General features: G+C 40.9%; 1 protein-coding gene. It reads left to right on the forward strand.

Annotated elements, in window-relative coordinates; all coding sequences use genetic code 11:
- Window positions 1–44 precede the first annotated feature (44 nt).
- Window positions 45–15,161 (forward strand): T9SS type B sorting domain-containing protein, encoded by a 15,117-nt coding sequence (locus tag AC0L3Q_RS00390; protein ID WP_473284111.1) that lies wholly within the window; start codon window positions 45–47, stop codon window positions 15,159–15,161.
- Window positions 15,162–15,225 lie beyond the last annotated feature (64 nt).

Below are 15,225 nucleotides of genomic sequence, written 5' to 3' on the forward strand. Positions count from 1 at the left end.
TAAACACCATAATGACCCAAAATAAAACACTAAATACTCAGCTTATGAAAACCAAAATAGCCCTCAAAATAGTTTTGGTGATGTTGTTGATGATCGCCAGTAACATAAGCACTTTATATGCGCAGGAAATTATCCCCCTTTCTACAAGGGAGACGCAAAACAGGATTAATGGTAACCTGATCATGAATGGTAACTCCATTGTTGGTTTGGTTGATAGTGACGAAGACAATGTTATATATGATCCTAATGCTGCATACAATGGTAATTTTAATAACGGTAACAGTACATCGGCTTATATCGATATCGATGGTGATCCAACGACATTTAGCTCGAGTAGTGCAGATATCAACACCCCAAGACCAGAATGTACAGAGATTGTATATGCAGGTCTGTATTGGAGTGCCACGTATTATCTGGAGAGGATTCCTATTACTAGGTCCACGCTTAGGGTGAATAATACTGGTTTGGCTGGTGACTATGATATTCAGGATAATGGTTTTTCACCTGGTAATGTTCCACCGCCAAATCCTGGGATAACGGCTAATTTGGTGTTAATAAATGACGGAGTTGGGGACACGACAAATGGATGTTCTGCATTGGTAAATGCCGCTGCAGTTAATGGTAATATTGCGGTAATACGAAGAGGGTTTTGTGGATTTACAACCAAAGTAATCAATGCTCAAAATGCTGGGGCTATAGGAGTTATTGTAGTAAACAACGTAGCAGGAGGAACCTTTGCTATGGGTGGAGGTGATGGTGGAATTACCATTCCTGCGGTAATGATCAATCAAACAGATGGTGAAGCATTGATTACCCAAATAGCAAGTGGTACAGTTAATGCTACTTTAGGAGGTATAACAGATACTACCACAGGTGATGAGTTATTAACGGGATTGCCTCTAGCAGATGCGAGAAAAGTGGGTGATGCAGATTTTAGAAATATTAAGTTTAGAGTACCAGGCGGATCATATGTAGATATCACTGCTCAAAATGTAATTTATGACGGGTATAGAAATACGCCAACAAACCTTTTAGCAGATGGATCTCAAAACCCAAATGCAACTGATGATGTACCTTATGTATGTTATTCGAATGTAACTAATTTAATTGATCAAAATAATACGAATGGTACTTATACTGTAGCAAATATGAACGCTACCATTGGTCGAACCTCAGGAGCTTCCGGAGCTTCCGGAGGATGGGTACTTGTGATTATTTATGAAGACCCACTCGAAAGTAGTAAGTTTATTAGTACCAATGACGGGTTCGTACAAATACGAAATAGTGATCCTGATGTAGATTTTACCTATACAGGATTTACTTCTTTACCAGCACCACTGCCGGTAGAAGTACGTTATGGTGTGGCTGCTCTTGAAGGTGACCGTAGTCTGGGTGCTACGACTTTTAGGCCTAATGGAGATCAGTTATTAATTGAAGACACCAATACACCTTCTAATTTTGTGCCGCTTGGAGAAGATAATACTGCTCCGGCTAACAATTTCGATATTAATCCAACGATCAACTTTTTTAATAGTTCGATTACTTTTAATCATCAATATCTAACAGGTCGTAATCCTAATTCAGAAAATACTTTAGGATTTGATATTGACCTCTTTGATCTAGACAATACAGGTAACCAATTGATCGGGAATGATCAAACCGATGCAACTTTCCGATTATCTACCGACCAGGATACCTATCGGGTATTCTTAAATACATTTTCTATAGAAATTATAGAACCCGAATTGCGTATCATCAAGAGAGTCTTTGATACCGATGGGACTACCGAAATCACCAATGCTACTGTAGAGCTAGGTGATGAACTGTTTTATGATTTAGAGATCGAAAACGTAGGTAACGAAGATTTAGTAGATGGTACAGTTTCTATTCGTGATGTGCTTCCTGCCAATGTAAACTTAATTAGTATACAGACATCTACATTACCTCCTGGAGTTACTTTTGATGACTCTGTGCCAGGAATCATCGACTTTGATATTCCTGCTAGTATCGTTGAAGAAAATGATGCCCCCATTTTTATACGATTTAGAGTGCAGCTGGTGAACAGTTGTGAAGAGTTAAGAGATGCATGTTCTGATGTGATTCAAAACTCAGCTTTGGCTACCTTTACAGGAGCTATATCAGGGGTTACTGCAACCAATAACAGTAGTAGTGTGATTGGAGCCTGTGGTAATACTGATGGAGAAGCCACTAATTTCCTGGTAAATGTACCATCATGTAATTTTGATGTAACGTTTTGTAACAACAACTTGCAGTTGGTTGCAGGTGGTGGATATGATAGATATACCTGGTCTGGACCAGGAATTGCACCACCAGTGGTACAAACAGGACCAAACGCAAATATATTTACACCTACTAATCCACAAGCAGGTACGTATACCGTAATCAAAGAAGATACAGACCCATCCGATGGTACTTGTATGACACTTACTGAAGAGTTTACCGTAGCAGACTTCAGAACAATTCGAAACCCAGTTCTGGATTACGTAAATGGAACAAGTGTTATTACCGCAAATTGTAGTGGTTTAGAACTTCCACAAATCTTATTATGTGGTGATCAGGATTTCTTATTAGAAACAAACTTTGATCCATCTTTAAACTTACAATCGATCTCATGGCAACGTCTAACCCCAAGTGGTTCTTGTGTGTTGGATTCAAACGATCCTTGTTCACTATTGTCAGGAGCATGTACCGATGCCAACTGGGTGGAAGAGCCAGGAGGAAATACGCCTAACTTTACCGTTTCTGATGCTGGAGATTATCGAATTCTTGCAGAGTTTGACGGAGGGTGTTTGATCCCATTCTTCTTTAGTGTGTTTAAAAATGATTTCCAACCTACTCTGGCAATGCAGCCAATTGAGTGTGGTAACCCAGGTAGTGTAAGTGTAACTAATGCTCCAACAAATTTCGAGTTTAGTTTAACATCAGGAGGACCATATAGCAATACAACAGTATTTCCAATTGCCCCAGGTGCAGGAGGAGATATTACTGTGTATGGTATTGATACTACGTTCCCTGGTTGTGAGTATACAGCAACAATCAACGTTCCTGAGATTAATCCTACCTTCACAATTACAGGATCTAATCCATCATGTACAAACGACGATAATGGTACAGGTACGGGTAGCATTCAGATTCAGGTTACAGGAGGTTCTCCGGAATATCAATATACCATTTCTGGAGGAGGACTTACTTCGCCAATTATTATTCCAAACAGTAGTGCCAACAATGGTAACTACACACAAAATAACTTGAACCCAGGAACCTATACTGTAGAGGTGATCTCAAACAGACCAGACCCTGAGTGTATCGAGACACAAACAGTAACGATTGATCCAGCCACTCCGTTTACGGCAAATGTGGTATTGGTTGCTCCAGAAACTTGTGATAGTGGAGCAATTGTAGAAGTTAATGTGACTTCAGGATCTGGTAGTTATGAGTTTGATGATGGTACTGGTTCGTTTGGACCAAGCAATAGGTTTGAAATTCCTAGACCTGCGGATCCTTCAACAACCTATACATTCTTTGTTAGTGATACGAGTTTACCAGCAGGAACTCCTCCATGTATTATCGAGGCGAGCATTACTGGTATTTCTCCTTACGAACCTATTGTTCTGGATAATGTAACCGTAACACAACCTCCATGTCCCGGAGATGGCGGACAGGTACGAGTAGAAGTATCTCCAGAAGTAGCCGGTAGAGAATACACCTATCAATTGTTAAATACTACTGATATGGATCCGGTAAGTCCGGTGTATACGGTAGTACAAGAAATCGTATCTACCTCTAGGGACATTACATTTGTAAATGTACCAGACTTAACATCCTATAGAGTTCGAGTATTCCATAACAATACTACAGATCCAACGGCAGGACCTATTTGCCCTGTAGATGGTACTGACTTTGCAATTGCTAGCCCAGTGGATATTACAGCTACAGTAGCGGCAACAAGGCAATTAAGCTGTAACCCAGCACCAAATGATACAGCAATTATTACGATTTCCGGATTATCAGGGGGATCATCTACTTTTGAGTGGAGTTTTGATCCCACATCTGGATTTGCTAATATTACTTCTGATCCATTTGATATTCCGGTAAGTGTTGCAGGAAGTTATACGGTATATATTCGTAATCAAGGTACAGGTACTTGTGCTGTAAGTTATCCGGTAGATATTGATCCTTTGGTTACTGTAGATGATATTGACTTTACTGTACCGGGAGCATCAAACTGTTCGGCTCAAACCTATAATATAACGGCTACTGCTGTTCCAGCAGGACCTACCTATACCTATAGTGTAGTACCAGCACCAGTATCAAGTGGTCCTGGAGCGGGAGAATTTAGATTAAGAAGAGGTATAATATATACAGTTACTGCTACAAATACAGCTAATAACTGTACCTATTCTGAGCAATTTACTGAAGACAGTATACCCGAAATCCAAATTACAAGTGCCGTAGAAAGTGACCCTGTAAGTTGTGTTGGATTTGCTGATGGAGAATTGACATTTACAGTTGCTAACAGTACAAATTTCGATTACGAAATCACAGGACCAGTGAACAGAACAGGTACAGGAACGGGAACAGATCCTATAACCATCACAGAAGGTTCTTTACCAGCAGGTACATATACCATTGATGTGACTGATAATGCTTTAACACCTCCTTCTGCAAACTGTACAGATAGTGAGACTGTTGTAATAACAGAACCAACTAACGCTTTAACACTGGGCACATCTTCAACTCCTGCCAATTGTGGTGCCGATACCGGTACAATAACAGCTACGGCAAATGGAGGTAGTGGAACGTATCAATTCCAATTGATAGACAACGGAACTGGTTTACCGGTTACTGGATTTGCATATCCGAATACAAATAATGTATTTACCGGTCTTGCGGCTGGTGATTACACCGTATTTGTAAGAGACGGAAACTCTACCGATGCCTGTGAAATTTCAGAAGTACGTGTAGTAGATCAGTTTGTGCCACCAACAATTGCAGCAGTGGCTGGAGGAGATGCATGTGTGGATACAGATCCGGCAACACAGTGGATTACAATCACGCCAAGTACATCTCCGGTACCACCTGTTTTAGGGCCATTCGAATATACCTTAACAGGGCCAGTTACGGCAAATAATGTTGCGGTTACATTCTTATCAACTACACCTCCGGTATCGGCTCCGGCAAATACCTTTGAGATTCCTGGACTAATTCCTGGTGCATATACAGTTACGGTAACCAATACAACTACCAACTGTGTAACTGCGGTAGAAAACTTTACGATTAATCCAGAGTTAACGATAACAGCAACTTTAACCCAAGATATAGATTGTAACAACCCAGAAGCTACGATAGAATTTACGGCGGCAGATGGAAGTGGAACATATACACAGTTCGATTTATATGCTGCGGGATCCTTAGGATCTCCTATCGCTGGAGGAGGGAATATTGCTTCTCCGTTTACCAGTGCCATATTGGTACCAGGAGATTACGTAGTAGGAGTTGTTGACGATGCAGGTTGTACTGCATTTTCGAATACGGTAACAGTGACTCCGTTTAACGCTGTCACCGCTACTTTAACACCTACTAACCCTTCATGTCCAGGAGAGACTGATGGATCGATAGCAGTAGAGGTTACTGCAGGTCAGGGACCATTCACTTATATACTTAATGGAGACCCAACTACGCAGATTGGACCTACAGGAGATACCACAGTAACGTTTAACAATGTTGATAATACTCCAGCCCCACATACAGTTACTATTACTGATGGTTCTGGAGCTACACCAGCGTGTACGTTTGATTTCACAACAACACTTACTGATCCAGATCCGATTGTTCCTACAATCATTATACAAAGAGATTTAAGTTGTGTGGCTCCTATGGACGCGATCATTCGTATCACAGGAGTTACTGGAGGTTCAGGAAGTTGGGCATTTACTTTAGACCCATCTACTGGATATACAAACATTGGAGCATTCCCTGTAGATATACCAATTACTACAGATGGAGTGTATACGGTATACGTTGCGAATCAAGGCTCTCCAGAAACTTGTCCGGTAACAACAAATATCACCATTGATCCAGTTACCGAAGTAACGGATATTGACTTTAGCGCTACTGCAGTTCAATGTCCTGCACTGACTTCTGATGTTTCAGTGATCAATCCAGTGATAACTGGAGGGGGTAGTATTGTGGAATATGAAATTACAGCCCCTATTGCAGTAGGACCGCAAGCATCTAATGTATTCCCAGGCTTAGCTCCGGGAACATATACGTTCTTGGTAAGAACTGATGATGGCTGTGTGTATAGCGAGAATTTTGTAGTTGAAAACATTGATCAAATCTTAGTGAACGCAACACCGGTAAATGAGCCAACTTGTAATGGAGATAGTGATGCAGAGTTGTCATTTACAGTATCAGGTATCGATATTCCTACAACAGCGACATATGAATATGAAATTACCGGAGGAACTCCGGCGATTACACCGATTACAGCTACTGGTCAAACTGCAGCTACAATCACCACAGGTGATGTATTGCCAGCAGGTACTTACACCATTACGGTTACAGATGAAGCTACGCTTTGTGATGCTACAGCTACAGTAACAATTGACCAACCGGATGTAGTTGACTTCGATATTGATCCAGTAATTCAGGATTGTGCTACGAATACAAATACAGTGACGATTAGTAATCCAAGAGGAGGTAGTGGTACAGGATATACTTATGTATTGAACGATTCTGGCGGAACACCAGTTGGCCCTAGTAGACCAGTTACAGATCCTTATTTGAATGTACCAAATGGTACAGGATATGAAATCATTGTTACAGATGGTAATAGCTGTGATTCAGCGGCACAAACATTGGATATTAATCCACTACAGCAGTTTGATGCAACATTAGATGCTGCTAATTCTGATTTCTGTTTAGCAGATGGAACCGTAAACTTTAGAGTAGTAATTGATGCTACAGATACAGGAACAGCACCGTATACGTATAATGTTACTTTAGGAGGAGTTGTTGTAATTCCTGATACTGGTGTGCCAGGAGATTTTACGACATCTCCGGACTTATCAGCTCCTGGAGATTATGTGATTAATATTACTGATGCAAATGGATGTCCGGTAACGATCAACGTTCCTACAGTAGAAGACCCTGTAGAACTAGTTGTTACTCCGGTTTCAGACATTACGTGTGATGCTTTAGGAAATCCTGTAGATGCACAGTTCTCTTTTACAGTGAATGGAGGATATTCTCCATATGATATAGCCGTTTCTTTCAACGGAAGCGGATTTACCGATATTATTACTAATGGAACAGCTCCATTCGCTAATTATACTGCTACTACTGGTGCTGGAACTTATGTATTCAGAGTAACAGATGATGGAAATGGAGGTACAGGTTGTGTATTCACAACTAGTCCATTTACCGTTACAGATCCTGTCGCACCTACAATAACAGATCCTGATGTAACATTAGATTGTGCAGGTGATACAGGAACGGTAGTAATCGATGTTACAGGACCAGAACCTCCATATGAGATAGATTTCAACGGAGCAGGTTTCGTAACTATCGTAGGAACTCAGATATCATTCCCGAATTTATCCGGAGATGCTGGCGATGCTGATCCATTGACCAATACTACCACTTATAATTATACAGTAAGAAGTAGTAGAGGATGTTTAACTAACGGTAGTGTTGATGTTAGTCAACCGGAACCAATTCGAGGAACAGAAACGGTAGTGCCAATTACTTGTAGTGGTGTTATTGGAGGAGGAAATACACTTGGTTCTATTACACTAACCTTAGATGGTGGTACTCCAGATGCAGATGCAGCAAGTTATACGTATGTTTTAACTAGGAATGGAACAGTAATCGCACCACCGGTGGCACCGGTTTTTGCACCAGCTCCTGCACTTGATCCGGCACAAGTATTATTTGATGGATTAGATTTTGGTTTCTATACAATCGAAGTGACTGATGGAAATAATTGTACGGCCTTATTTGGTCCGTATGAAGTAGAGAATGTAGTAAGTGGATTCTCCTTCCTTCCAACAGCTTCAACAGGAACCTGTCCAGGTGGATTTGATTTACAAATAGATATTATTCAAGGTTCGGGTGTAGATCCAGGACCACCAAGAACTGTTCCTGGTTTCCAAATAGAAATTATCGGAGATCCATTATCAGTTATTGCTCTAGGAGATGATGGTGGAGCACCAGCACAACCTATTACTCAACATACTTATTTTGGATTACCATTCGGAAGAACCTACGTAATCTTAGCAACTGACTTGGCGACAGGTTGTACCTATCAGGATTCTTTCACACCTACGCCTCCTAGTAGTCCAACGGTCACAGTAACGGATACTGATGATTCTACTTGTAATGGAGATGATGATGGTGCAGTAACGATTGAAGTAAGTGGATATGATCCAAATGGAGGAACACAGTCGTTTACTTGGGATATTCTTGATGCATTTGATACTACGAATATCATTGAATCTTCGGTAGCACCAGTAGTAGCAGTTAGTGATCCACAAACTATAGGACCTATTGGAACTTTAGCACCGGGAACTTATGTTATAAGAGTTACAGAAGTTTCTGGTACGATGTGTCCAGGACTTTCTGCAGAGTTTACTATTGAGGAACCAGATCCGTTAACCTCAGCGCCAACAAATCAAACGCCAGCAAACTTCTGTGGTACAGTAAATGCTCAAGTAATTATGAGTACTTCGGGAGGAACTCCGTTTGCTATTCCACCTTCTGCAGATGGATATAATTATGCTTTAGTAGCATCTCCATCAGTTGTTCCGGGTGTTTTCCCTCTTACAAGTAATGTAATTGATTTAGGAAACACCAATGGACAAGTACAGGATATTTGGGTAGTTGATGCAAATGGGTGTACTGATGGACCTTTCACAGTTACAACAGTAGTAACTCCAAATCCAACGGTAGTTGCAAACTTTGTTGATGACTGTGCATATGATAATAGTAACGTAATTGATGTAGATGGTACAGGAACAGGAACGTTGTTATACCAAATAGATGGAGGTACAGCCGTTACAGGTAGTATTGACAACAACAACCATGAATTTGTTGTGTCAACACCAGGTACTTATACAATTTCGGTGACTGATGATTCTGGTTGTACGGTTTCTACACCAGTTACAGTATATGGACCATTACAAATTAGTGCAGCATTTACAGTTGCACCTGATTGTGCGACTGCAACAGGAACGATTACAACTACTATCACTTCTGGAGCAGCAATAGGAACGCTAACTTTTGAATTACAGGATTCAGGAGGAACTCCTACGGGTAATGTTTCTGGAGATGCGACTGGAATTTATACCAATGTAGCTCCTGGTAGTTATATCGTTGAAGTAACCGACGATGGTAGAGGAGTAGCACCTGGATGTACGTTTACGGCACCAGTAAGCATAGAAGCTCCAACAGAACCAGTATTGGTTCCGGCAACTACTACGGTCACCTGTATAGGTGATACCGATGGTGTAGTGACAGCTGCAATCACACCGGCATCTACAGATTCGGATCCAACAGTAATTTATGAATATAGAATTACAGCTAGTACTTCTGCCACACCAGCAGTGGTACCAACACCTTATCAAACAAGTCCTGTATTCCCTAACTTGGATGACGGAACATATACGGTTGAAGTAAGAGTTACGAAACCAAATGGAGCATTAAATGTATTCTGTTTTGATACAGATGACTATATTATTAATGATCCAACTGCGGTTTCGTCGACAATTACATCTACGAATTATAGTTGCCCGGCAGGAACTGAAAGCTTACCAGTGATTACAATTGATAATATTTCTGGAGGAACAGGATCAACATATTCAATTTCTTATACAGTTGATGGTACTCCAGTTGTTGCTTCACCTGTAGATCCTGCTACTTTAGATACTGATGCTGTTACAGCAGGTATTCAGATTATTGCAGTGATACCGGGAGACTACATATTTACCATATTTGATAGTAACAATTGTCCAACAGCACAACCGACAGAAACTATAGCTCCTTTCCCTGTAATCACAGATCCAACAGTAGCCAGAGATACCTCAGCTGCTAACAATGGAGAAATCTCTTGTGATAATGGAGAAACAGTTACAGTAACTATTACAGGAGGTGTAGGACCATTCAATTTTGTAGAAACAAGTGGTGCTGTGCCTGCACAGAATGGTATTGTGGCAGGAACAGGCGATACTGCTGCTCCAGGTGTTCAAACTGTGGCAACTTTTGTTTTACCTGCAGTAGGAACATATCAGTTTACGATCACAGATACAGACGCTAACGGAGCTTGTCCGGTAGATTCGCCTACTTATACGGTTGATCCATTTGATTTTATCGAGGCTAGTGCGGTAGAAGCTACTCCGGTAGATTGTAATGGAGCTTCTACAGGAGAATTGGATTTAACAGTATTAAATTATACAGGAGAGTTTAATTATATTGTAAGAAACACGGTAACAACCCTGCCGGAAACAGCGGGTAATGTTACAGCAGGGTTTACAAATCCTGTGCGTATTGGAGGACTTGCAAATAGTGTACCAGCAGGAACCTATGTTGTAGAGATCGAGGCGCTAGACGCACCATTCTGTGATACTGTAACAGATCCAGTTGTTGTTACGCAACCAGACCCATTAACATTAGCAATTGACGAGAATATCAATGCGAATTGTAATGAAGATGCAAGGTTAACAGTATCTGTAACTGGAGGAACAGGCCCATATACATTTAGAGCAGATGATGACGGTTTACCACCATTCCTATTTGAAACGACTACTGCAAATACTACAGAAACATTCTTATTACCAGCTGTGGTTGGAGGAACAGCCTATATCATTAGTGTAATTGACGACAATAGTTGTCAATCTACACCAGTTTCAATTACTGAAACAGTAGATAGAACTGAAGATCCAACGGTAGACTCAGTAACTTGGACAGATCCTTGTGTGTTTGATGATAACTATACGATACGAGTAGTAGGTACTAGTAATGTACCTGTTGTGGCTCCAACCACCAATGCACTTACCTTTGAAATAGGACCAGCAGGTAGCGGAGCAGTACCAGGTAACGTAAATGGTACTACTCACGACTTTACAGTAACCACTCCTGGAACATATACCGTAAGAGTGTATGATGAGAATGGTTGTGTCTCTGCAGATGACACAATTACGATTTTACCAGAATTAATAGTTGATGCAGAGTTTACTACAGATCCGGATTGTAGAGATGCAGATGGAACCATAACAGTTAATGTTATAGGAGGTTCTGATTACACAACCAATTCTGGAAACTTTACGTTTACACTTACCGGAACAGGAACAGATCCATTTGGAACACCAGTACCGGTCGGACCGATTGTACAAACAGGAGTTCCAGGAATAGGAAATGTGTTCACAGGATTGTCAGCAGGAACATATACGGTGTCTGTATTTGACGATAATGTAACACCAGCTACTGGTTCAGGATGTACGGCTACCGACACGGTTACGTTTGATGTACCTGTTGATCCAGTACCTGCAGCTGCTTCGCCAGTTGGAGTGTCTTGTATTGGTGATAGCGACGGAAGTGTTGTAATCACCCTACAAGCAGGAACTGATGGAGACGGTCCATATTCTTACCAGTTGTATGAAAATAATGGAGGAACTCTTGCCATTACTGGAGCAGCAATAGGAGCACCACAAATAGATAACCCAACGTTTACAGGTTTATCTTTTGATGCACTTCCTGCGCCACATCCTACAGCAGGTGAGTACCTGGTAGAGGTAACTTCGGCTAGTGGATGTTCTGGTTTGGTTGCTTTTGTAATACCAAATGCAACTCAAGTAATAGCTAGTGTTGATCCAGGGAACTATACTTGTACAGGAACAACAGAAAACTTCCCAACGGTGACGGTAACTATTCAAGATGGAACACCACCGTATAGTGTAAGTTATACTACACCTTCTGGAGCTACAATCACTGATACTAACATTACAGATGCTGATGCGGTAGCTGTAGGAGTGCAGTATGAGTTTACAGCTGCCGAAGAGGGTACTTATGATATTGAAGTAACCGATAGTAATGGTTGTGAAACCGTACCGATGGTAATTCAAGAAACCATTGATCTACCAATCATGGAAGATCCTACAGTAACACAAGTTACTGCAATCACTTGTCCTGCAGGAGAAGATGTGACGGTAAGTGTTACTGATGGAGCAGGTCCATTCAACTTTGAAGTAATCAGTGGTCCAGTTGCAGTAGCACCACAAAATAATGTGCCTGCAGGAACCGCAGACAACCCAGGAACTCCTGCTGTAGAAACCAATGCTACGAATGTAAACTTTACGCTTACTGATGTAGGATTATATGTATTTAGAATCACGGATCAAACAACAGGATGTTTCGTTGAGGTAGATTATACAATTGATCCATTTGATTTGGTTGAGATTGTAGCTACACAACAAACACCAGAAACATGTTTCGGAGATGCGGATGGTTCTATCCAGATTGCAGTTTCACAATATGTAGGAGCCTTTGGATATACAATCGTTGATGTGGGTGTAACACCAGAAGTTACTGTATTCACTAGTACAGTAGATCTAAATACAGATGTAGATCCTGCAACAGCAGATACGTTTGTGATCCCACCTCCACCAGCTGGGTTAGGTGTGGGTAACTATAGAGTAGATATCATAGAGCGTAATGCACCATTATGTACAGGAAGCTCTAATATTGTAACGATAGATGGACCTGCAACTCCGTTCGAGATTACTTTAGTACCAATCAACGATCAGGAAAGTTGTGATCCTGCTAGTGATATCTCATTCCAGACAAGCGTAAGCGGGGCAAGAGGAAATGTAACCTATACACTTGTAGAAACAGGAGTTAGTAACACTACAGGATTGTTTGAGGGATTATCAATTACTCAGGCTACGAATACTGCAGGGGTATTTACCTTTACAGTAACAGCTGTAGATGATAATGGAACATTTACATGTACCGATGATGATACCATAACAGTAACGCCACCAGCAGACGATGTGGCAATTACGCCAATCCCTGATAGTAGTATTAGCTGTTTCGGAGAAACGGATGGAGTAATTACGGTACTTGCAACAGCAACGGATACTCCATTACGATATACGATTACACCAACTGGAGGACCAGAAAGTGTACAACAAACCGTAAACAGATTCGAGAACCTAGGTCCTGATACGTATACCATTACGGTATATGACCAATTAGGATGTACTGCGCAAACTACAGCTGTAATCAATGATGTACCACAAGTACTAATTGATATCGTAGATATCGACCCAGTAACATGTAGTGATAATACTGCTACAGTAACACTAAGTGCTACTAATGCAGTAGGTACGCCTCAGTTTGTTCAGATTAATGTAACAGATCCTCTTAATCCAGTGGAGTCTACACCAACAACGTCTAATATATTTAACCTTCCTCAAGGTGAGTATGTGTTCTATGTAATAGATGCTAATGGATGTAGATCACCACAATCTGACCCAGTACCGGTTGTACCAATCAATCCAATTACTTTCCAATTGGATCTAAGTGCAGCTATGATCAACTGTCGTGATGAAGCTACGGCGATCATTAATATTACTGATCTGGGTGGTGGTATAGGAGATTATGAGTTTATCTTAGAAAATCTTGATACAGCAACAATTTTAGGACCTCAGTCTACAACAGAGTTTAGAGATCTGCCACCAGGTAACTATGAGTACACGGCGAGATCTGTAAGTGATAATAGTTGTACGTTGACTCGTCCATTTACCATAGATAACCCTCCTTTATTCGAACCAGAGGCATTCTTTACGAATGTAACCTGTAATGGAGAAGATGATGGTACCATTAGAATTGTTGCAGCAGGAGGTACACCACCGTACTCGTTTGCGATAGACTCTATGCCTGGAACATTCTTTAACGATGCTTCAGATGGTATTCCTAACGAGCACACCTTCGAGAACTTAGCACCAGGTATTTATCTGGTATTGGCTCAGGATGCTAATGGTTGTGATGTAACATTTACAAGAGAAATCTTAGAACCAAATACGTTGATGGCTACAGAGACCTTCAATATGCCAGAAACATGTTTCGGAGATAATGATGGAGCATTCACGATAGAAATCACTGGAGGTACACCTCCGTATGAGACGAACATCACGAATAACGATAGTGACTTTGTAGTGGATCAGTTTAGTTATATTGATTTACCCGCAGGAGTTACCGAAGTATTTATTAGAGATGCTAATAACTGTCGTATTAGTCTACCGATTACTATTGATCCAGGTGTACTGCTTGAAGCAGAACTTGTACCTAGATTAGAGTGCCCGGTAAGAGATCCAAACAATCCGGCAAATATTACTACAGGACCAAGATATTTCATCGACTTTGAATTATCTCCGAACTCGGTGAACACAGATATCATCTTTACCCTTACCGGTATTAATGGTACTTCTGATCCTGCACCAAATAGTAATTTAACAGGAGAGTTTGAAGTAGCACCAGGAGAATACCAAGGTACTATGTTACATGCAGGAGGATGTCCAGAAGATGTTGGAACGATTATTATCGAAGAGTACGTTCCATTGTCTGTGCCAGTAGCGCAAATGACCAATAATCCTCAGGATCCTAACGAGTATGAGATTATTGTGACAGATGGTGTACCACCGTATACATATTTTGTGACCTTCAACGGAAATGAAATAGAGTTGGAAGACAATATTTTTGCAATCCGTGAGACAGGAGACTACATCATACGTGTAGTAGACTCAAGCGGTTGTGAGGTGATTGTAACGCAGTTCTTAACCTATATCAATATCCGTATACCAAACTACTTTACTCCGGATGATCCAAACGCGACAACCGAAGAAAGGTTCTGGTATCCAAGACAGATAACTCCAAATGCCGATGATCCGTTCTTCTTCGAAAATATGGAAGTAACCATATTCGATAGATACGGTAGAATGTTGGCAGAGTATAGAGGAGATCAGCAAGGATGGAAAGGAACGTACCAAGGTAAAGAACTTCCTTCGGGAGATTACTGGTATACGATTATCCTTAATGATATAGACAATAGAGAGTTTACCGGTCACTTCACCTTGTATAGATAATATATAGATTAGAAGTGAGTTATAAAACAAAGTGGATATAGCCAAACGACCGAAAAGTCAGTGG

This window comes from Aquimarina sp. KJ22-3, assembly GCF_055808215.1.

Bases quoted from the DNA above. Each gene is read 5' to 3' on its own strand.
- AC0L3Q_RS00390 (WP_473284111.1), top strand. From the start codon at position 45: ATGAAAACCAAAATAGCCCTCAAAATAGTTTTGGTGATGTTGTTGATG.